The 21,360-nt window shown below is 61.0% G+C and carries 19 protein-coding genes; 6 read left to right on the top strand and 13 right to left on the bottom strand.

Annotated features, from left to right (window positions below; genetic code table 11):
* Positions 1-203: 203 nt before the first annotated feature.
* A complete protein-coding gene (locus tag DNK59_RS25855; protein ID WP_016967577.1) occupies positions 204-806 on the top strand; it encodes a Yip1 family protein in 603 nt (200 codons plus the stop codon).
* Positions 807-958: 152 nt separating this feature from the next.
* Positions 959-1,453 (top strand): SprT family zinc-dependent metalloprotease, encoded by a 495-nt coding sequence (locus DNK59_RS25850; protein WP_092311697.1) that lies wholly within the window; start codon positions 959-961, stop codon positions 1,451-1,453.
* 34 nt (positions 1,454-1,487) lie between these two features.
* Here the strand turns inward: DNK59_RS25850 and DNK59_RS25845 are convergent, their stop codons facing one another.
* Together DNK59_RS25845 and DNK59_RS25840 are read right to left on the bottom strand one after the other, a co-directional pair.
* Positions 1,488-2,669, bottom strand: coding sequence for a CaiB/BaiF CoA-transferase family protein (locus DNK59_RS25845; protein WP_110725079.1), 1,182 nt, complete (start codon positions 2,667-2,669; stop codon positions 1,488-1,490).
* 147 nt (positions 2,670-2,816) lie between these two features.
* Entirely contained in the window at positions 2,817-4,148 is a 1,332-nt protein-coding gene (locus DNK59_RS25840) for a dicarboxylate/amino acid:cation symporter (RefSeq protein WP_092311691.1), read from the bottom strand.
* A gap of 333 nt (positions 4,149-4,481) precedes the next feature.
* Between DNK59_RS25840 and DNK59_RS25835 the strand changes: the two genes are divergently transcribed.
* Positions 4,482-5,480 carry an AraC family transcriptional regulator gene (locus DNK59_RS25835; RefSeq protein WP_110725078.1) on the top strand — a complete coding sequence of 333 codons (999 nt, stop codon included), beginning with the start codon at positions 4,482-4,484 and terminating at the stop codon, positions 5,478-5,480.
* 14 nt (positions 5,481-5,494) lie between these two features.
* Here the strand turns inward: DNK59_RS25835 and DNK59_RS25830 are convergent, their stop codons facing one another.
* The 3 genes from DNK59_RS25830 to DNK59_RS25820 form a co-directional block, all read right to left on the bottom strand.
* Complete coding sequence (locus DNK59_RS25830; RefSeq protein WP_110725077.1) at positions 5,495-6,841, bottom strand: ATP-binding protein; 1,347 nt, start codon at positions 6,839-6,841, stop codon at positions 5,495-5,497.
* A complete protein-coding gene (locus DNK59_RS25825) occupies positions 6,838-7,515 on the bottom strand; it encodes a response regulator (protein ID WP_016967571.1) in 678 nt (225 codons plus the stop codon). The genes DNK59_RS25830 and DNK59_RS25825 overlap by 4 nt, the downstream gene beginning before the upstream one ends.
* A 119-nt stretch (positions 7,516-7,634) precedes the next feature.
* On the bottom strand, positions 7,635-8,237 hold the full coding sequence (locus DNK59_RS25820) for a hypothetical protein (RefSeq protein WP_110725076.1): 603 nt from the start codon (positions 8,235-8,237) through the stop codon (positions 7,635-7,637).
* Positions 8,238-8,459: 222 nt separating this feature from the next.
* Here DNK59_RS25820 and DNK59_RS25815 point away from each other — a divergent pair, with 222 nt between their 5' ends.
* Positions 8,460-9,185, top strand: a complete 726-nt coding sequence (locus DNK59_RS25815; protein WP_092311680.1) for a 4'-phosphopantetheinyl transferase — start codon at positions 8,460-8,462, stop codon at positions 9,183-9,185.
* Between the two features lie 13 nt (positions 9,186-9,198).
* Here the strand turns inward: DNK59_RS25815 and DNK59_RS25810 are convergent, their stop codons facing one another.
* Both DNK59_RS25810 and DNK59_RS25805 read right to left on the bottom strand, forming a co-directional pair.
* Positions 9,199-10,809, bottom strand: a complete 1,611-nt coding sequence (locus DNK59_RS25810; RefSeq protein WP_110725075.1) for an ATP-binding protein — start codon at positions 10,807-10,809, stop codon at positions 9,199-9,201.
* The gene (locus DNK59_RS25805; protein ID WP_110725074.1) at positions 10,806-11,528 is read right to left on the bottom strand and encodes a response regulator; all 723 of its coding nucleotides are present in this window, start codon (positions 11,526-11,528) and stop codon (positions 10,806-10,808) included. Before DNK59_RS25805 ends, DNK59_RS25810 begins: the two co-directional genes overlap by 4 nt.
* A 755-nt stretch (positions 11,529-12,283) precedes the next feature.
* On the opposite strand from DNK59_RS25805, the gene DNK59_RS25800 reads away from it, so the two are divergent.
* A complete protein-coding gene (locus tag DNK59_RS25800) occupies positions 12,284-15,175 on the top strand; it encodes a ribonucleoside-diphosphate reductase subunit alpha (RefSeq protein ID WP_092311671.1) in 2,892 nt (963 codons plus the stop codon).
* Positions 15,176-15,440: 265 nt separating this feature from the next.
* Here the strand turns inward: DNK59_RS25800 and flgE are convergent, their stop codons facing one another.
* From flgE to DNK59_RS25770, 6 genes are all read right to left on the bottom strand, one after another.
* A complete protein-coding gene (gene flgE / locus DNK59_RS25795) occupies positions 15,441-16,784 on the bottom strand; it encodes a flagellar hook protein FlgE (RefSeq protein WP_110725073.1) in 1,344 nt (447 codons plus the stop codon).
* Positions 16,785-16,813: 29 nt separating this feature from the next.
* Complete coding sequence (gene flgD / locus DNK59_RS25790; RefSeq protein ID WP_110725072.1) at positions 16,814-17,545, bottom strand: flagellar hook assembly protein FlgD; 732 nt, start codon at positions 17,543-17,545, stop codon at positions 16,814-16,816.
* 15 nt (positions 17,546-17,560) lie between these two features.
* Complete coding sequence (flgC, locus tag DNK59_RS25785) at positions 17,561-18,004, bottom strand: flagellar basal body rod protein FlgC (protein WP_011062742.1); 444 nt, start codon at positions 18,002-18,004, stop codon at positions 17,561-17,563.
* Positions 18,005-18,007: 3 nt separating this feature from the next.
* Positions 18,008-18,415, bottom strand: a complete 408-nt coding sequence (gene flgB, locus DNK59_RS25780; RefSeq protein ID WP_016967562.1) for a flagellar basal body rod protein FlgB — start codon at positions 18,413-18,415, stop codon at positions 18,008-18,010.
* Between the two features lie 250 nt (positions 18,416-18,665).
* Entirely contained in the window at positions 18,666-19,493 is an 828-nt protein-coding gene (gene cheR, locus DNK59_RS25775; protein ID WP_110725071.1) for a protein-glutamate O-methyltransferase CheR, read from the bottom strand.
* Positions 19,494-19,537: 44 nt separating this feature from the next.
* Positions 19,538-20,470, bottom strand: coding sequence for a chemotaxis protein CheV (locus DNK59_RS25770; RefSeq protein ID WP_092311663.1), 933 nt, complete (start codon positions 20,468-20,470; stop codon positions 19,538-19,540).
* A gap of 75 nt (positions 20,471-20,545) precedes the next feature.
* On the opposite strand from DNK59_RS25770, the gene flgA reads away from it, so the two are divergent.
* Positions 20,546-21,307 carry a flagellar basal body P-ring formation chaperone FlgA gene (gene flgA, locus DNK59_RS25765; RefSeq protein ID WP_110725070.1) on the top strand — a complete coding sequence of 254 codons (762 nt, stop codon included), beginning with the start codon at positions 20,546-20,548 and terminating at the stop codon, positions 21,305-21,307.
* Positions 21,308-21,360: the final 53 nt, after the last annotated feature.

Raw genomic sequence — 21,360 nt, 5'->3', positions numbered from 1 at the left:
GGCCAGACGGGGGCAACAGACACGACCGCGATTAGCCCAATGGTTTACAGCGCAATTTGCTCTAAAACGGCGCACATCCGAGGAAAACTCCTTCCTATACTGCGACATAAGGTCGCACGCCCGTATAGACCTATACTGACTACGCCACTTGGCTGTAAGCGCTCCGTTGGGGGGCGATGGCAACATTTAAGGAGTGACTGACCATGATTCATCATGTCGTAGGACTCTTCACCCACCCCGATCAGGAATGGCGAGAAATTCGTGGTGATGCCGAGGAAAGCATCAGCCACATGTACCTCACTCACACGCTGATTCTGGCGGCGATCCCCGCTGTCTCGGCCTTTATCGGCACCACCCAGGTCGGCTGGGTCATCGGCAACCGCGCGCCGGTGATGCTGACCATGGAAAGCGCCCTGTGGATGACCATCATGTCGTACCTGGCCATGCTCTGCGGTGTGGCGGTCATGGGCGCGTTCATTCACTGGATGGCCCGGACCTATGATGCCAGCCCGAGTCTGGCGCGTTGCGTGGCCTTTGCCACCTACACCGCCACTCCGCTGTTCGTCGGCGGCCTGGCGGCCCTGTATCCACACATGTGGCTGGGGATGATCATCGGCACCGCGGCAATCTGCTACACCGTGTACCTGCTCTACGTCGGCCTGCCGACCTTCATGAACATACCGTCTGACGAAGGCTTCCTGTTTTCCAGCTCGGTCCTGGCGGTGGGACTGGTGGTGCTGGTCGCGATCATGGCCTTCACCGTGATTGTCTGGGGCCTGGGCGTCGGCCCCGTGTACACCAACTGACGCCGCACCAATAATAATCCTCCATCTGCCAACACAGGCCGCCGCAAGGCGGCCTTCTTATATGGGCCCGATCCTGCGACCATTCGGCGCCTGAACGATTCGGATTCGCCGGTCCTTGCGGCATACTCAGCCACTCTGGAGAGCCGTTAAGCATGCCCGAGCAACTCAATACCCGCGTCGAAGACTGTTTCCTACTCGCTGAGTCCTTTTTCAAACGTCCTTTCAAACGCCCGGTGGTCAGCCTCAAGTTGCGCGGCCAGAAAGCCGGGGTCGCTCACCTGCATGAAAACCTGCTGCGCTTCAATCCCCAGCTGTACCGGGAAAACACCGAAGACTTCCTCAAGCAGACAGTGGCCCATGAGGTGGCCCACCTGATCGCTCACCAACTGTTTGGCGAACGCATCCAGCCCCATGGCGAGGAATGGCAACTGATCATGCGCGGGGTCTATGAACTACCGCCCAATCGTTGCCACACCTATGCGGTCAAACGCCGCAGCGTGACGCGCTACATCTACCGCTGTCCCTGCGCCGAGAGCGATTTCCCGTTTTCCGCCCAGCGCCACAAGCTGGTGGCACAAGGTCGGCGCTACCTGTGTCGGCGCTGCCGGCACACCCTGGTCTACAGCGGGGAAACCCGGGTCGAGTGACAGAAGCCAAAGCGCTTCGCCGACAGGCCGGTTCCTAGCCGATGATCCCCTGGCCTCGAAGCGCCTCGATACGCTCGGCGCTGTAGCCCAGCTCCGTCAGTACCTCAACGGAATGGGCGCCCAGGCTGGCGCCGATATGCCGCGGCTCGGGCAAGCCCTGGGAGAACTTCAGCGGACAGGCGATCTGCGCCTGGAGGCTGCCGTCCTCACGGGGCACCCGGCTGACCAGTTGCCGGGCCTGCAACTGCGGATGCTGCACCGCCTCGGCCAGGCTCAGGACCGGCTCGACACAGGCGTCGAGCCCGGCGAACAGCTGGCAGAGCTCGGCGAAGTCGTGTTTTTCGAACTCGGTCTGCAAGGCCTGCTTGAGGGCCTGTTGCTGCTCCGGTACAGGCGACAAGCCCCGGGCCGCCAGCTCCGGCCGTCCCAGGGCCTGACACAACTGCTGCATGAACACCGGCTCCAGGCTGCCCACTGACAGCCAGCGACCATCCCGGCTGCGGTAGTAGTCATAGAAACTGCCGCCGTTGAGTGCCTGCTGCTCCATCCCCGGCTCGACCCCGCAGGCCAGATAACCGGCGCCGGCCATGGCGTTCAGGCTGAACACACAGTCGGTCATGCTGATATCCAGGTGCTGGCCCTGGCCACTGTGCTGACGGGCGACAACCGCCGCCAAGAGGCCAATTACCCCGTGCAGCGAGCCACCGGCGATGTCCGCCGCCTGAATGCCCAGAGGCAAGGGCCCCTGATCCCGACGCCCGGTCTGGCTGGCCAACCCGGCCAGGGCCAGGTAATTGATGTCGTGCCCTGCGCGGTCCTTGTAAGGCCCGGTCTGGCCATAGCCGGTAATGGACACGTAAATCAGCCGCGGATTGACCGCCTTCAAGGCTTCGTAGCCCAACCCCAGGCGTTCCATCACCCCCGGGCGAAACTGCTCGAGGAGAATGTCATGCTCCTGCAGCAGTTGCCGCACCACCTCCAGAGCTTCGGGCCGCTTGAGGTCCAGGGCCAGGCTGCGCTTGTTGCGATTGAGATAGGCGTGGCTGGCGGACACCCCCTGATCGTGGGGCGGCAGCACCCGCAGCAGGTCCATGCGGGTCGGCGACTCGATGCGCAGCACCTCGGCGCCCATGTCCGCCAGCAGCAGCGAGGCGAACGGCCCAGGCAGCAGGGTGGAGAAATCCAGTACCTTGAGTGACGCCAACGGCCCTTGCATGTGCCCTCTCCTCTTGATCGACCGCCAGAGAGTAGGCAGCCGCAAGCAGTGCAGCAATTACCACAATGCTCAGCCGGACTGACCGTTGCGCTCATGCTCCAGGCAATAAAAAACCCGCCGCAGCGGGTTTCTTATGTTCAGCCAGTCTTACTTGATGGTCGGTGCCGGACCTTCGGCCACACCCAGATCATCGGTTTCGCGGGTGTCGCTGATGGCGCGACCACCGGAAGCCAGTTCGACTTGCAGCTTGTCCTCGTCCAGCTCCTTGACCCACTTGGCGACCACCAGGGTGGCCACAGCGTTGCCCACCAGGTTGGTCAGGGCGCGAGCCTCGGACATGAAGCGGTCGATACCCAGGATCAGTGCCAGGCCGGCCACCGGCAGGTGACCCACGGCCGACAGGGTGGCCGCCAGCACGATGAAACCGCTGCCGGTCACGCCCGCGGCGCCTTTGGAGGACAGCAGCAGCACCAGCAGCAGGGTGATCTGGTGGGTGATGTCCATGTGGGTATCAGTGGCCTGGGCGATGAACACCGCGGCCATGGTCAGGTAAATCGAGGTACCGTCGAGGTTGAACGAGTAACCGGTTGGAATCACCAGGCCGACCACCGACTTCTTGGCACCCAGGCGCTCCATCTTGATCAGCATGCGCGGCAGGGCCGACTCCGAGGAGGAGGTGCCCAGCACGATCAGCAACTCTTCACGGATGTAGCGGATCAGCTTGACCACACTGAAGCCGTGGGCACGGCAGATGGCCCCCAGGACCACCAGCACGAACACCACGCAGGTGATGTAGAAGCAGATCATCAACTGGCCCAGCTGCACCAGGGAGCCGACGCCGTAGGCGCCGATGGTGAACGCCATGGCACCCAGCGCGCCCAGGGGCGCCAGCTTCATGATCATGTTGATGATGTTGAACATCACGTGGGCGAAACGGTCGATGAAGTCCAGCACCGGCTTGCCATAGGCACCCAGGCGATGCAGGGCGAAACCGAAGATCACCGAGAACATCAGCACTTGCAGGATGTCGCCGTTGGCGAAGGCACCGACGATGGTGGTCGGAATCACATTGAGGATGAAGCCGACGATGCTCTGGTCATTGCCCGCGGTCACATAGGCCGCAACTTTCGAAGCATCCAGGGTCGAGGCGTCGATATGCATGCCGGCACCCGGCTGCACCACGTTGACCACGATCAGGCCGATCAGCAGGGCGATGGTGGAGACGATTTCGAAGTACAGCAGCGCATAGCCGCCGGTCTTGCCAACCGATTTCATGTTCTGCATGCCGGCGATACCGCTCACCACGGTGCAGAAAATGATGGGGGCGATGACCATCTTGATCAGTTTGATGAAACCGTCACCCAGGGGCTTGAGGGCCACGCCGGTCTGAGGGTAGAAGTGACCGAGCAGGATGCCGATGGCGATGGCAACGATCACCTGGAAATACAGGGATTTGTACAGTGGCTGACGAGTCGTCATTGCAAAGTTCCTCAAGAGCCCCGGCATACAGCTTCCATCGATGCATGCGGTGCCTAAAGTGCGAACCCTCCTGCACTGGAGGGATTTGTTGTGTCGAACTGCGTGCTGGCAGGTCTTGCGGCTCTATCGCAAAGCCCGTGCCACCTTGCCCAAAAGCCCTGCAGGCCTTTAGACATCAGGGGGGCGGACCGATCCTTGCATTGCTTGCGCCCGGCGAAGCTGGCGGATATCCGCCCATTCGCCGAGTCTCGTCCTACAATTTGGCGGATATCCGCCTTGTTCCCTCATAGGGTGGCTGGCTAACATCCGCCTCTCAATGGACGGACCAGCCTCATGCGTGAACGCACCATCGCCAGCCACTTTGCCCGCGCCGCCTTGGGCGGGGCGCGCCGTCGCGGTCACGATTGCGAGCCGCTCTTGCAGCGGCTGGGCATCAGCCCGGAACTGTTGAACCAGCCCAAGGCACGCATCGCTCCCGAGCAGTTCTCCAGCCTGCTGCAGCAACTGTGGCTGGAACTGGATGACGAATACCTCGGCTTCGCCCATGGCCCCAGCAAACGCGGGACGTTCGCCATGATGTGCCACGCCCTGATCCACTGCCGCACCTTGGAAAAAGCACTGCAGCGCGGCTTATTGTTTTATAGCTTGTTTCCGGAAGCTCCGCGCCTGAGTCTGACGCGTGAAGGAGAAATGGCTCGACTGAGCCTGGATGATTCTGAACTGTGGGACCCCGAGCACTTTCTCAGCGAAAGCCTGCTGGTGATCTGGCACCGCTTGGGCAGCTGGTTGATCGGCCAGCGCATTCGCCTGGAGCAGGCCGGTTTCAGCTATCCGAAACCCGAACACGCCGCGGAATACGATCTGCTCTTCCCCTGCCCTCTGGTGTTCGCCCAGCAACGCAGCAGCCTGCTGTTCCACAGCCGCTACCTGGGCATGCCGCTGCTGCAGGATGAACGCACCCTCAAGCACTTCCTCGAACGCTCCCCCGCCGACCTGCTGTCGCGGCCGGACGAAGGCGACAGCCTTAGCAGCCAGTTACGCCGCCTGCTCAGCCACGACCGCGAGCGCTGGCCCGACCTGGAAAGCGTCGCGCAGCACCTGCACGTCAGCCCGCAGACCCTGCGCCGACACTTGCGCGAGGAAGGCTCGAGCTTTCAGGGGTTGAAGGATGAACTGCGGCGCGACATTGCCATCTTCCACCTGGGACGCGCCGACCTGTCGTTGCAACAGATCGCCGAGCACCTGGGCTTTTCCGAACCTTCGGCGTTTCATCGGGCGTTCAAGAAATGGACCGGCCTCACCCCGGGCGCCTATCGAGCCCGGGAGCGCTAGCACAGGGCGTCGCGCTAGAGGGCCGGGAAGTGAATGCGAAATGCCGCACCGCCCAGGGCCGAGTCTCCCAGGGTCAACTGCGCGCCGTAACTCTCGATGATGTCCTTGACCACCGCCAGGCCAATGCCCTGTCCCGGGTGCTGGCGATCCAGGCGCTCACCGCGCTGGAGAATCCGCGCCCGCTGATCCGGCGGCACGCCGGGGCCGTCGTCCTCCACGCACAACTCAGCGCCGTCGAGGGTTTCGCGCACGCTGATGCGCACCGAGCCCAGGCACAGGCGGTAGGCGTTCTCCAGCAGATTGCCGAGCAACTCCAGCAAGGCGCCCTGTTCGATCGGCACATAGCAGCGCTCGGGCAAATCGAATGACACCCGCACCTGCTTGTCGCGATAGACCTTGTCCAGGGTGTCGCACAGGCTTTGCAACACTGGCCGCAGACGCACCTGATGGCGCACCAGGCCGCTCTTGCGCAGGCTGGCACGTTGCAACTGATAGCTGATCTGCTGGCTCATGCGTTCGATCTGCGCTTGCAGGACCCAGGCCTGCTCCCGATCCTGAGGCCGCTGTGCCATGTCCTCGCTCACCCCTTGCAACACCGTCAGCGGGGTTTTCAGGCTGTGGGCCAGATCATCCAGGGAGTCTCGATAGCGGCTGCGCTGCTCGCGCTCGCTTTGCAGCAGGCGGTTCAAGGAGCCGGTCAGCCGCAACAGCTCCCGTGGGTGCTCCTCGCTCAGGCTCTGGCGGGTGCCGCTTTCGATCTGGTCCAGCTCCTGACTCAAGCGTCGCAGGGCCTGCAAGCCCCAGGTCAGGCCCATCCAGAGCAGCGCCAGAAGCACCAGCAATGCCGCGCCAAATCCCAGGTAGAGGTTCTCCCGAACGCCTTCGAGGGTCTGCTGGTACTCGCGCACCGGCTGCAGCGCCACGATACTGAAGGCCGCATTCTTGCCCCCCAGCAGCTTGATCTCGACGTCGTAGACGAAGAACTCCTGGCCATTGGCTTCGCGGATCCTGGCGAACTCGTTGCCACGCCCGTCGTACCGCGGACGATAGTTGATGTTCTCTTCCTGAGTAGCCCGGGAGCGCCAGACCAGATGCCCCTCGCGATCGTAGATGTAGCCCAGCAGGCGGCTGTCGGCGAGATTGAAGCGCTCGTCGGGCAACTGCGCGGGCATCAGCAGGCGATTGTTTTCGATCCGCGCCGCCGAAATCAGGGTGGTGACGTCGGAGGCCAGCCGCTGCTCGATGGAGTCCTGCAACGCCAGGCTGAACGCGCCCTGCATGGCTGGCAGCAACCCCAGCATGAACAGCACCGCCAGGGTGGTGGCGGCCAGCATGAGCCGCAGGCGCAGCGATCGAATCATCGGCAGCGCTCGTTGAACAGATAGCCCAGACCACGCACCGTATCGATGGGCTTGAAGCCCGAAGGCGCTTCAAGCTTGCGCCGCAGGCGCCCCACCAGCACCTCGATGACGTTCGGATCGCGCTCGTCATCGTCCGGGTACAGTTGCTCCATCAAACGGTCCTTGGCCACCACCTGCTGGTGATGGCGCATCAGGTATTCGAGGATCCGGTATTCATAGGCGGTCAGCGCCAGGGGCTGCTCATCCAGGGACGCCTGTTTGCGGTTCAGGTCCAGCAGCAGCGGCCCGGCCACGATGGTCGACTGGGTAAAGCCGCTGGAGCGCCGCAGCAACGCATTGAGCCGCGCATCCAGTTCCTCGAACTGAAAGGGCTTGACCACATAGTCGTCGGCACCGGCGGCCAGCCCCTCGACCTTGTCCTGCCAGTTGCCGCGAGCCGTGAGGATGAGGATCGGAAATGCCTTGCCCCGGGCGCGTAGCTGGCGGATCAGATCCAGCCCGCCCATGCCGGGCAAGCCCAGGTCGATCACCGCCAGGTCGTGATTGAACTGCTCGGTCTGATACAACGCCTCCTCGGCGTTGGCCACGGACTCGACCACGTGACCGCTGTCGGTGAGGCGGGTTTGCAAGTGATGACGCAACAGCGCCTCATCTTCGACGACCAGCAACTTCATAACGCTCTCCCAGGCAAAATTCGACATCTCCAGGGGCGCCCCTGCGCCCTGATGATCAATGCACCAACGCCGGACCCTGCCCATGGCACGGTCCGGCGCGGCTCAGGCCAGGCTGCTTATCAGAAAGCGTAGTTGGCCGACAGATAGGTCTGGGCGCTGCTGGTCAGGCTCAGTGAACCTTGCTTGCTGCCGCCCCGTTCGCTCATCTCGGTCCCGGCATTGCTGCGCAGGTAACGGTAGCCGAGCTCCACCGAGGTGTTCTGTGAAATCTGCTGCAGGACACCGGCCTGCACACCGACCGCATAGCCGATATCACTGTCGCGGCTGAAGCCCGGAGACTCCTGGGTCAGCTTGGTCAGGCCGGCCGTACCGCCACCAAAGAGCTTGGTGCTGCTGGTCACCGGCAGGAACATATCGTAACTGCCCAACAGGTTCTGCTGACGTAATTTAATGCCGTTGTGAGAGCCGGAAACGTAATCGTAAGTGGCGTAGTAACGGCTCTGGTCGTTCTGTTGACCCAGGCGCACGCCCCAGGTGTTGTCCTTGCCGATCACGCCATCGGCATTCGGATGACCGAGGTTGCTGTTGAGCTGGCTGGACTTTTTAACCTTGTCGCTGGTCTGGCCGAAGGTCAGGCTGGCGAAGTTGCTGTCAGCGGCTTGAACGGCGGCGCTGGCGCCGAGCACGGTAAAGGCGAGGATCAGTTTTTTCAATGAAGTCATAGGAAGTTTCCTTTGCGCTATTGGCTTTTTGGGTACCGGGCCAGAGTAAACAGCCCGCCCTGAACTCCCCCTGAACACCTCCTTAACCTCGCCTGAACCAGAGCCACATGAGTGTTTTTACCGGTTTTTAACCCCAACAAGCTTCCCGCACAGAGCTCCACCCCCGCGCTCGGCACCACGCGGCGCTACCCTCGACCCCGTCAAACCGGCAAACTAGCGGCCATGAATGCACTCCCCTCTCTCCCCCTCTGCTGCACTCCACCACAGGCCTCCTGGCCCTTGCCGGAAGCCTTGCCCCACACCCGTTGGCTGAGCACCCGGTTCGACCCCGGGCAGTTGGCTGCGGACGACTTCCAGCGCAGCGGCATTCCCGCACCACCCAGCATCCAGCGCTCGGTAGCCAAGCGCCAGGCCGAGTTCCTCGCCGGGCGCCTGTGTGCCCGTGAGGCTCTGCGCCAACTGCAACAACTGGACTGGGTCCCGCCGATCGGCGCCGACCGGGCACCGGTCTGGCCCGAGCATATCTGTGGCTCGATCACCCACAGCACCGGACGAGCCGCCGCCATCGTCGCCGACAAGCAGCACTGGCGAGCCCTGGGCATGGATCTGGAAAAGCTGCTCAGCGACGAACGTGCCGCCAATCTGGCCGAGCAGATCCTCACCCCGGCGGAGCTGTTGCGTCGCGACCGCTTGCCGGCCGAGCAGCACGCCCTGGTCGTGACCCTGACCTTCTCGATCAAGGAAAGCCTGTACAAGGCCCTGTACCCCTTGGTGCACAAGAGCTTCTATTTCGAACATGCCGAAGTGCTGGAGTGGTCGCCGACGGGCCAGGTGCGCATGCGCCTGCTTACCGACCTGTCCGAGGAATGGCACCACGGCCGCGAACTGCTGGGACAGTTCGTCGTCGAGGCGGATCAGTTGCTGAGCCTGGTCGCCATCAAGCCCTGAACGCCCTCATGCCTCAACGGGGCTCCTGATGCCGCGGCCAGCTCAAGCTGAAGCAGGCGCCCCCGAGACTGTTGCTCTTGCTGATCAGGGCCCGACCGTCGTGCCAGTGAATGATCCGCCGCACGATGGACAGCCCCAGTCCATGGCCGCCGGAAGCCCGGGTCCGACTGTCGTCCAGGCGCAGGAACGGCGTGAAGATTTTTTCCCAGGCACTTTCCGGTACACCGGGCCCGTCATCCTCCACATCCACCCGACAACGCAACTGGCCCACCTGATAACTGACGGTCACCTGGGAGTGGGCGTGGCGCATGGCGTTGCTCACCAGATTCTGCAGCGCCCGGTGCAGATAACGCGGCTCGGCCTCGACCCAGGCGCCATCGCACTCGACAGCGGACAGGCACAGGCCGCGATGGACCTTGAGATTGGCCCGCAACGGCGCCAGCTCGTCGATCACCTGATTGATCAGGGCATCGAGGTCGATGCGCTGGAAGTTCAGGGCCGGCGAGCCCTGCTCCAGACGGGCATAGGTGAGCATCTCGTCCACCAGTCGATCGAGGTCCTGAATATCGTTGTCCATGCCGTCCAGGTACTTTTGCCGAGCCTGGTCAGTGCTCGCCGAAGCGATCATCTCCAGGCCGAAACGCAGGCGCGCCACCGGGGTACGCAATTCATGGGACACCGCCCGCACCAGTTCACGCTGGATCGCCAGCAACCTTTGCAGGTGTTCGGCCATGCCATTGAAGGCGGCCGCCAGACGCCCCACCGAATCCGCGCCCCGGGCCGGCACCCGGGTTTCCAGGCTGCCCTTGGCAATCCGCGTGGCCGCCGACTCCAGGCCGCTGAGGCGCCGCTCCAACTGGCGCACCAGCAGGTAGACGATCAGCCCGATCAGGCTCAGCCCGAGCACGGCAATCAGCACCAGCCATTGCGGCGGATACGGGTTCATCTGGTACAGGGGACCGATTTCCAGCACCCAGGGCGTGCCCACCAGACCGGCGAAGACCCGGATCGAGTCGCCGCCCTTGCCCAGGGCCATCACCGTATCGCCCTCGGCCACCCGGCGGCGCTGGTCCTCATCCATATCCGCGGCATCCAGGGTCGCCAGGTGCATGTCGAAGCCAAACCCCTTGGCCTGCTTGAGTGCCGCCAGACGCTGCGGCTGCTCGGCCACCGGGTAGCGCACCAGCTCGTCCGCCAGCAGGTAGATGGTGGCCCGAGCCAGTTGTTCGCTGATCTGCTGCACCTCGGCACTGAGCAGCAACTGCTCCTGCTCGCTGACCAGGCGGTAGACCCGGGCCGCGAAGGGGCCGGTCTGCTCCACCAGTGCCTGCCCGCGCAGCACCCGGCCACGCTGGCTGCTGTCCAGATCGGTCTGGTTGAACGTCTTCAAACTCAGGGGAATGCCCAGCAAGCGCTGCCACACCAGCAAGGCCCGGCGACGCTCGATCTCGCTCATCGGCTGCAAATTGTCCGCCATCAGCGAGAAGGTGCCGTGGGCCAGGCGTTCGCGGTACTGCTCGCTGCGCACTTCGTTGAGCAGATGCAGGGCCAGCACCCCCAGCAGCGCCACCAGAATCAGCGCGGCACACATGCCGCCATAGATACGCAGGAAGATCGAGTTCACAAGGGCATGTCGGCGGCGGCTTCGGGGACGAACAGATAACCCTTGCTGCGAATGGTCTTGATCAGCCGCGGGTGCTCCGGGTCATCGCCGATCTTGGGACGGATGCGCGAGATGCGCACGTCGATGGAGCGGTCCTGGCCGTCATAGCCGATTCCCCGCAAGGCGGTGAAGATTTCCTCGCGGGACAGGATCCGCCCGGCATTCACCACCAGCAGCCACAGCAGATCGAATTCGGCGCTGGTCAACTCGATGCCCACGTCGCTCAGCCAGGCTTCGCGCAGGGCGCTGTCCACCAGCAAAGGTCCGAAGCGCAGGCGCCGGCTTTTTTCTGGAGCGGGCTCAGGCGTCTCGCTGCGCCGCAGCAGAGCCTGGATCCTGGCCAGCAACAGACGGGGGCGCACGGGCTTGCACACGTAGTCATCGGCGCCCAGGTCCAGCCCCATGACCTGATCCATGTCATCGGTGCGGGCGGTGAGCATGAGGATCGGTCCATCGTAGTGATCCCGGACCTTGCGACAGATGCTCAGACCGTCCTCGCCGGGCAGCATCAGGTCGAGGATCACCAGGTCCGGCTGCTCGGCGATGATCCTGTCGGCAGCCAGGGCGCCATTGCCTTCGATCGCCACCTGCAGGCCGTTGCTCTCCAGATATTCACGGGTCAACTCAGCCAGACGCTGGTCATCCTCGACAATCAGTACTTGCCAGGCTTCTTGCTCCACGCTCGACCTCTTTATTGCCAGCACTCATTGGAAACAAGACACCCGTCTTTTTGTCATGAAAAAGGCGGATAACTTGTCGTGGAAAACGCAGCCGTCGCTGCATGGATCGCGGCGGATTGTAGCAACCGGCATGCGCCCCCATACAAGCGACTAAAACGACTCGGTCAGGGCGATTTTTTGTGATAGGGTTCGCGCCCGCAAAAATCCGCCCAAGGCAATTTTCAACGGTAAAAAACAGTGACAAACGGTTGCATGCACTAGGACTGCGGGCTGCGTGAGTTTTACCCAGCCCATACACAATTTACGCACAACCTTATCCACAGGCTGTACGTTGCAAACAGCCCCCAAAACGCATTATCTTGTAGCCCGGCGGCCAAAAATCCCTATATCTAGGGTTTTGCTCAAAAAACCAAACACAATACAGACGAGAAACTCAAGCCCTTTTCTTGCCCCGTTTGGTGGAACCAATCGCTAATTCAGAAGACCAACACCGCGCGTGCGGATGGCACCGTTTTCCACCTTGTCCAGGAGAAAGCGGTACGGGTGTTGCAGCAACCAGACTGTCACCCACCAGGAACAAGGTGCCGAGCCCCGGCTCGCCACCCATGACTTCGGCATGGAAGCGGCGCCTATAGCCCCCTTCCTGAACTGTCCCGAAGTCGTTATGCCCGGCCTCAACCGGATGTAGTGCTTCAGGACGGAACGGTGGGCACCCAAACGGTGCCCAAACAAACATAGAGAACGTGGAGACACCCATGCAAACCGACACAACTCGCGAGAACTCGCAGGCCAATGCGCCGCAGGCCGCCGATTCCATTCAGGATCTGTCTGCTACCGCACCTGGCCAATTGCGCGTGATCAAGCGTAACGGCACTGTCGTTCCTTACACCGACGACAAGATCACCGTCGCGATCACCAAAGCGTTCCTCGCAGTTGAAGGCGGCACCGCCGCTGCCTCGTCGCGAATCCACGACACCGTGGCGCGCCTGACCGAGCAGGTCACCGCGACCTTCAAGCGTCGCATGCCTTCGGGCGGCACCATCCACATCGAAGAAATCCAGGATCAGGTCGAACTGGCCCTGATGCGCGCCGGCGAGCAGAAAGTCGCCCGCGACTACGTGATCTACCGCGACTCCCGCGCCAAGGAACGTGCTACCCGCTCCACCACCGAAGAGCCGGTACAAGCCCACCCTTCGATCCGCATCACCCGCACCGATGGCAGCCTCGCGCCCCTGGACATGGGTCGCCTGAACACCATCGTCAGCGAAGCCTGCGAAGGCCTGGAAGAAGTCGATGGCGACCTGATCCAGCGCGAAACCCTGAAGAACCTCTACGACGGCGTCGCCCTGAAAGACGTCAACACCGCCCTGGTGATGACCGCCCGTACCCTGGTGGAGCGCGAGCCGAACTACTCGTTCGTCACCGCCCGCCTGCTGATGGACACCCTGCGTGCCGAAGGCCTGGGCTTCCTCGGAGTCGCCGAAAGCGCCACCCACCACGAAATGGCCGACCTGTACGCCAAGGCACTTCCGGCCTACGTCGCCAAGGGTATCGAGTTCGAACTGCTGAACCCGGTACTGGCTGAATTCGACCTGGAAAAACTCGGCAAGGCGATCAACCACGAGCGCGACCAGCAGTTCACCTATCTGGGCCTGCAGACCCTGTACGACCGTTACTTCATCCACAAGGACGGTATCCGCTTCGAACTGCCGCAAATCTTCTTCATGCGCGTGGCCATGGGCCTGGCGATCGAAGAGAAGCAGCGTGAAGATCGCGCCATCGAGTTCTACAACCTGCTGTCGTCCTTCGACTACATGGCTTCGACTCCGACTCTGTTCAACGCCGGTACCCTGCGTCCACAACTGTCGAGCTGCTACCTGACTACCGTTCCGGACGACCTGTCGGGCATCTACGGCGCCATCCACGACAACGCCATGCTGTCGAAATTCGCCGGCGGCCTGGGTAACGACTGGACTCCGGTCCGTGCACTGGGCTCGTACATCAAGGGCACCAACGGCAAGTCCCAGGGCGTCGTGCCGTTCCTCAAAGTGGTCAACGACACCGCCGTAGCCGTGAACCAGGGTGGCAAGCGCAAGGGCGCCGTGTGTGCCTACCTGGAAACCTGGCACATGGACATCGAAGAGTTCATCGAGCTGCGCAAGAACACCGGTGATGATCGCCGTCGTACCCACGACATGAACACCGCCAACTGGATCCCCGACCTGTTCATGAAGCGCGTCTTCGATGACGGCAAGTGGACCCTGTTCTCGCCATCGGAAGTGCCGGACCTGCACGATCTGACCGGCAAGGCCTTCGAAGAGCGCTACGAGTACTACGAAGCCCTGACCGAATACAACAAGATCAAGCTGTTCAAGACCGTCCAGGCCAAAGACCTGTGGCGCAAGATGCTGTCCATGCTGTTCGAAACCGGCCACCCATGGCTGACCTTCAAGGACCCATGCAACCTGCGCAGCCCACAGCAGCACGTGGGCGTGGTCCACAGCTCGAACCTGTGCACCGAGATCACCTTGAACACCAACAAGGACGAGATCGCGGTCTGCAACCTGGGCTCGATCAACCTGCCGAACCACATCAAGGACGGCAAGCTCGACACCGCCAAGCTGCAACGCACCGTGAACACCGCCGTGCGCATGCTCGACAACGTGATCGACATCAACTACTACTCGGTGCCGCAAGCGAAGAACTCCAACTTCAAGCACCGTCCAGTAGGCCTGGGCATCATGGGCTTCCAGGACGCTCTGTACCTGCAGCACATCGCCTACGGTTCCGACGCGGCCGTCGAGTTCGCCGACAAGTCCATGGAAGCGGTCAGCTACTACGCGATCCAGGCTTCCTGCGACCTGGCCGACGAGCGCGGCGCCTACGAGACCTTCCAGGGTTCGCTGTGGTCCAAGGGCATCCTGCCGCTGGATTCGCAACAAATCCTGATCGAGGCCCGTGGCCAGAAGTACATCGATGTGGACCTCAACGAAACCCTGGACTGGGCACCGGTTCGTGCCCGCGTGCAGAAAGGCATTCGTAACTCCAACATCATGGCCATCGCACCGACCGCGACCATCGCCAACATTACCGGCGTGTCGCAGTCGATCGAGCCGACTTATCAGAACCTGTATGTGAAGTCGAACCTGTCGGGCGAATTCACCGTGATCAACCCGTACCTGGTTCGCGACCTGAAAGCTCGTGGCCTGTGGGACTCGGTGATGATCAACGATCTGAAGTACTACGACGGTTCGGTGCAACAGATCGAACGCATCCCGCAGGAGCTCAAGGAGCTCTACGCGACCGCCTTCGAAGTGGAAACCAAGTGGATCGTCGACGCCGCCAGCCGGCGCCAGAAGTGGATCGACCAGGCTCAGTCGCTGAACCTGTACATCGCCGGCGCCTCGGGCAAGAAGCTCGACGTGACCTACCGCATGGCTTGGTACCGTGGCCTGAAAACCACTTACTACCTCCGCGCCCTGGCCGCCACCAGCACCGAGAAGTCGACCATCAACACCGGCAAGCTGAACGCTGTTTCCAGCGGCGGCAACCACGGTGACGACTCGGTCCTGGCCGCTCCGGCCGGTCCTGCTCCAGTGCCGAAGGCTTGCGCCATCGACGAGCCGGATTGCGAAGCTTGCCAATAAGCTGAGCTGACAGGTGCCCTAGGGCACCTGCAACAACCCCCGATAGACCTCCGGTTTATCGGGGGTTTTCTTTTGCCCGCAACACAGCTGCAGGAAGCGCCTTGCCGGCGAACAGCTCCGAAGCCTTGCACTGCTTCAGAGAGTGCCTTCGCTGGCAAGCCAGCTCCTACGGCAGAGACTCCTGCAGGGTAAACAGCGCCATCGAACAGGCACAAAAAAGCCCCTCAAAGAGGGGCTTTTCGTACAGCGTGTCAGCCAACCCGCATCAGGTCATCTGGATGATGGTCTGCATGATGGTGCTCTGGGTGGAGATGGTCTTGGCGTTCGCCTGATAGTTGCTCTGGGCCTTGATCAGGTTCACCAGTTCGTTGGTCAGGTTGACGTTGGACTCTTCCAGGGAGTTGGACACTACCGCGCCCAGGGTACCGGTCTTCGGCGCGTCATAGCCTGGAATACCGGACGAGTAAGTCTCTTTCCACTGGGTGCCGCCTACCGGCTGCAAGCCTTGCTCGTTGGTGAAGCTGGCCAGGGAGATCTGGCCGATCGGCTTGGTCTGCTCGTTGCTGAAGTTGGCCAGCATCACGCCAGTGCCGTCGATGGTCAGGCTGGAGATCTGGCCAGTGGAGTAACCGTTCTGCGCGATCACCGAGCGGGTGGTTTCGCCAAACACCGAACCGGTTTTGGTCATGTCGATGCTGACACCGTTCGGCGCAGGCTTGGCACCGTTAGGAGTGAACACGCCATTGGTGACGGTACCCGGAGTCCAGGCTGTGGCCGACATGACAATGCTGTTACCGGTAATGGTGTACGGCGTAGTCCCGGGCGCAGCGGGCGGGGTAATGGAACTGAGCTTGCCCGACGAGTCGAACTTGATGGTGATCGGCGACTGGTTGGCCATGCTGAACGCGGTGCCGTCAGGGTTGCGACCATCGATCAGGGTATAGGTCTGCCATTCGTTAGCATTCGGCGTCTTGATCATGTACTGATCCATGACGTGCTTGTTGCCCTGGGTGTCATACACAGGCGTGCTGAACTGCTTGGTATAGGTGGTGTTATCGGTCGGATTGAACACGTAGGCCGGAGAGGTCGACCCCACATTGATCGGCGTCGAATCGGAGTTCAAGTTGATGGTCGACGAGATCGAGTCGGTCGGCTTGGGCGCCAGGTTCGAAGTGTCGATCCGCAGGTCGGTCAATACACCGTTGATGATCTTGCCATTGGCATCCACGGCATAACCTTGCAGGCGTGCAGTGCCATCACTGTTGGTGATGAAGCCATCCTTGTCGGTCTTGAAGGTACCGGCACGGGTGTAGGTCAGGGAGCCGTTGGTGCTCAGCACGAAGAAACCCTGGCCCTGGATGCCCATGTCCAGCACGTTGCCGGTGTTGTTGATATCACCGTTGGTGAACTGCTGGGAAACGTTGGCCAGGCGCACGCCGTTACCAATCACCTGGGTGCCGCTGCCGAGCTTGGTGGCCGAATAGACGTCGGCGAACTCCGCGCGGGAGGATTTGAAGCCGGTGGTAGCGACGTTGGCGATGTTGTTGCCGGTAACGTCCAGCTGTTTGTTGGCAGCGTAGAGACCGCTAAGGCCGATATTGAAAGACATATTCCTCTCCTTTTGCCGGTTAGTCGGCTCTAGATACCAATGGTTTGTACTTTGGACAGGCCAATCGGGCTGGTCATGCCGGCAAGGTTCAACATCAACTCGCCGCCGGTCTGGCTGATAGTCACACTGTTGACCGTCGCCGGCAGGTAGGTGATCAGATCAGTGCCCTTGCCGTCGATGGTGGTGCTGGCCTTGAAGCTGTAGCTGCCCGGATCCGCCTTGGTACCGTCGGTCTTGGTGCCATCCCAGACGAAGCTGGCGTTGCCGGCCTTCTGGCTGCCCATGTCGATGGTCTTGACGGTGTTGCCGTTCTTATCGGTGACGGTCACGGTGACCGAACTGACGCTGGATGGCACGGTGACCGAGCCAGTCATGCTCTTGCTGGTGTCGACCTGGGTAGTACCGGTCTGCACGATTACCGAACGCCCCACCAGGGACGAAGCCTGCAACGCCTGAGACGACTTGTAGTTGCCAGTGATGGAGTTCACCGAGGTATTGAGGGTGGTAATCCCTTCCAAGGTGGAGAACTGCGCCAGCTGGGCAACGAACGCACTGTTGTCCTGAGGATCCAGCGGGTTCTGGTTGTTCAGCTGGGTCACCAGCAGCTTGAGGAACGCATCCTTGCCCAGGGACTGCTTGCCAGTGGCGCTGTTGGTCGCGGCCGCCAGGCCGTCGGCACTGGAAGTGGTCGTGGTTTTCTTTGACGAGTTGGCCAATACGTCCTTGAGGGACGGGCCGCTGGTGGTATCAGTAACACTCATTGGCTTCGCCCCTTATCACTGACCGAGGGTCAGGACCTTCTGCATCATGGTTTTGGCGGTGTTCATCATTTCAGCGTTGGTCTGGAACGAGCGGCTGGCAGAAATCATGTCGGCCATTTCTTCCACCACGTTGACGTTGGGGTAGTAGACGTAACCCTTGGCGTCGGCGGCCGGATGGTTCGGTTCGTAGCGAGCTTCCAGATTGCTCTGGTCTTCCACCACACCCAGCACCTGCACGCCCTGGCCTGCAGCGTCCTGGTTCTGAAACAGCGAATCGCTGCCGCCGCTCTGGGCACCCTGGAACATGGTGGCGAATACCGGATGACGCGCGCGATAGGTCTGGTCGATGCTCGACGACACGCTCTCGGCGTTGGCGATGTTACTGGCGACGGTGTTCAGACGCGTGGTCTGAGCGCTCATGCCACTACCGGCAATATTGAAAACACTGGCGAGGGACATGGATTACTCTCCGCGCAGGGCTGCTACCAGCCCTTTGAATTTGCTGTTGAGCAGCGTGAAGCTGGCCTGGAAGTCCACCGAGTTCTGCGCATAGCTCGATTGCTCCAGCTGGGCGTCCACGGTGTTCTGGTCGATCGAAGGCTGCATCGGGGTCCGATACAACAGCGACTCGTCGCCACTGCTCAGGCCCTGGGCTTCGATATGCCGGGTGTTGGTCATGTTCAACGCGAAGGTGCCGTTCTTGACCTTTTCATTTTGCTCGGCGAGCACGGCGGAAAAGTCCAGATCCCGAGCCTTGTAGTTCGGGGTGTCGGCGTTGGCGATGTTGTTGGCCAGCACTTCGGCGCGCTTGGCGCGAAAGCCAAGAGCCTGTTCGTGGATACCGAGCGCTTTATCGAAGCTGATGCTCATGTCGGAAACCTTTGGGTGACCTGATTTTTCGTAATCTGGGTATAGCAAGCTACGTGCCAAGTCCTGAAGCCCCGTAAATCAAGGCTTTGCCGACAGCGGCAAGCCGGCAATGCCAGAAAAGCGGCAATGGCCTTCCGCGAATCGCCGGCAAAGCGGCAAGTGCCCTGCCGCATTTGCCACTGCTTGCAAGAAACTGACGCGCACAAAAAAGGAGGCCTGATGGCCTCCTTTTCGTTGCTGCAACTGTCGATCACTTCGCCTGGTAGATGATCCCCGGGCTGCATTGCACCATCTGGTAATGGTCCGGCAGGCCATTGAGCGCTTCGGAAGCCCCCAGAAACAGATAACCGCCAGGTTTCAGAGTGCTGTGAATGCGCATCAGGATGTCTTTCTTGACCTCGGCCGAGAAGTAGATCAGCACATTGCGGCAAAACACGACATCGAACTTGCCCAGGCTGGCATAGCTGTCCAGCAGGTTGAACGAGCGAAACTCCACTCGACTCTTGATCGGCGCCTTGACCACCCAGCGTCCCGGCCCCTTGGGATCGAAGTAACGCTGCAGGCGCTCGGCAGAAAGGCCGCGCCCAATTGCCAGGCTGTCATATTCGCCGGTCTTGCAGTTGTTGAGCATGGTTCCGGACAGGTCGGTGGCAACGATCTGCACCCCCATCTTCAACTGGCCCATGTTGCTGCGCTCGAACTCATCGATGGACATCGACAACGAATAGGGTTCCTGCCCCGACGAGCAAGCCGCCGACCAGATCCGCAAACGTTGGCTGGGGCTGGCCTTGATCGCTTCGGGAAGCACCTTGTTCTTCAGTACTTCGAAGGGATAGGTGTCACGAAACCACAAGGTTTCGTTGGTCGTCATCGCGTCCACCACCATCTCGCGCAATCCGCTGCGCGGCTGGGTCTGAATCCGCTGAACCAGCTCACCCAAGGTTTTTAGACCTTGTTGCTCCATCAGTTTGTTGAGACGGCTCGAGACGAGATATTGCTTATTTTCCCCGAGCAAAATACCACAGGCTTTTTCCAGGAAGACCCGGAACTGTTCAAAATCCAAATTACCCGTAGACAATGCTGCCGCCTCTTAAATCTTATGTCCGCCAGGGGCTGATGCCCTCAGCTGTGGTCTGCTGCTTTGATCCGGTCAACTACCCGGGAAGCCAGGTCGTCAGGACGGAACTTGGCAAGGAAGTCATCGGCACCGACCTTCTTTACCATCGCCTGATTGAACACCCCTGACAACGAAGTATGCAGGATGATATGCAGCTTTTGCATGCGTGGATCATTACGTATCTCGGCCGTGAGGGTGTAGCCGTCCATTTCGGGCATCTCGATGTCGGAAATCATCATGAGGAATTCCTCTTCCGGCTTCTTGCCCTCATCCACCAGCTTGCGCAAGTAGTCCAACGCTTGTCGCCCATCGTTCAAAGCCACTACCTCGACACCCACGGTCTGCAGGCAGCGAGTGACCTGCTTGCGCGCCACCGACGAATCGTCGACGGTCAGCACCCGCAGTGAAACGGCCTTGTGCTGGGTTTCAAGATCCACCACGCCCGCCGAAATCGATTCCGAGGTCGGCGCGACTTCCGCCAATATTTTTTCCACGTCGATGATTTCGACCAACTGGTTGTCCACCCGGGTCACAGCGGTCAAGTAGTGATCGCGACCGGTTCCCTTGGGTGGCGGATGAATTTCTTCCCAGTTCATATTGACGATGCGCTCCACTGAACGCACCAGAAACCCTTGGGTCTTGGTGTTGTACTCAGTGATGATAACGAACGGGCTGCTCTGATCCTTCAACCCACCAGAACCCGTAGCCATTGCCAGATCCAGGATCGGAATGGTCGCCCCTCGAATATTCGCGACACCGCACACCACAGGATTGGATTTGGGCATCAGAGTCAGCTTGGGGCATTGCAGCACCTCGCGAACCTTGAAAACGTTGATCCCGTAAAGCTGCTCACCGTCCAGACGGAACAGCAGCAGTTCCAGGCGATTCTGCCCAACCAATTGCGTGCGCTGGTTTACCGAATCCATTACACCAGCCATGCCCAGACTCCCCAAAGCTTTAAGATCCGACGCACGCTCATCGCTAAACGGCACGGCGCTTGCTTTTTAACTGTTATGAACGCCAAAACGACATTTTTCCGACGCCTGACATCCCCCTATCGCACATTGCTCTGCGGGCTGTCGGCCTTGTGTATCTTAAACCCTGGCGGCCCTGCCGTTGCTGATTCGGTCACCCTGCCTGATCTACTTATCGGCGTCACTCAAGGGTTTCTTGAATTCACGGTAGAAGACTACCTGGCTACCAGTCAAACGGAAGGGCGCTACGAAATTCAGGTCAACCAGCTGGATCCCCGTATGCACATGCCCGCGTGCGACAAGGAATTGACAGCGAGCCTGGAAAGCCCTGCCCAGCCACTGGGCAGGGTCACGGTCAAGGTACGCTGCGAAGGCGGCTCGCCCTGGACCGTATTCGTCCCGGCGCAGGTCAAACTGTTCCGCGAAGTGGTCACCAGCTCACGACCACTCAAACGCGCCGGCATCATTGAGCCCGAAGACGTCGTGCTGCGCGAGCGGGACATCAGCCAGAACAATCAGGGCTACCTGACCTCGGTAGACCAGGCCATTGGCCAGAAACTTGTCCGACCAATGGTCGCCGACCAACTGATTACCCTGGGTCATCTGGAACAGGCAGAAGTGGTGCGCAAAGGCGATCACGTAGTGATCTCGGCACGCAGCGGCACCCTGAATGTACGAATGCCGGGGGAAGCACTGTCTAACGGCGGCATGAGCGAGCAGATTCGGGTCAAGAACCTGAACTCGCAACGGGTGATCAAGGCTCGCGTCACTGCACCTGGCCAGGTGGAAGTTGCCATGTAGATATCTGGCGCTCGACTCGCTCGTTCCCTAAACTGTGGCCAATACAAGGTCGC

The sequence above is a fragment of the Pseudomonas sp. TKO26 genome, from assembly GCF_003225665.1.
In the GTDB taxonomy this organism is placed as follows: Bacteria; Pseudomonadota; Gammaproteobacteria; order Pseudomonadales; family Pseudomonadaceae; genus Aquipseudomonas; species Aquipseudomonas saponiphila.
This window is presented reverse-complemented; position numbering and strand designations above follow the sequence as displayed.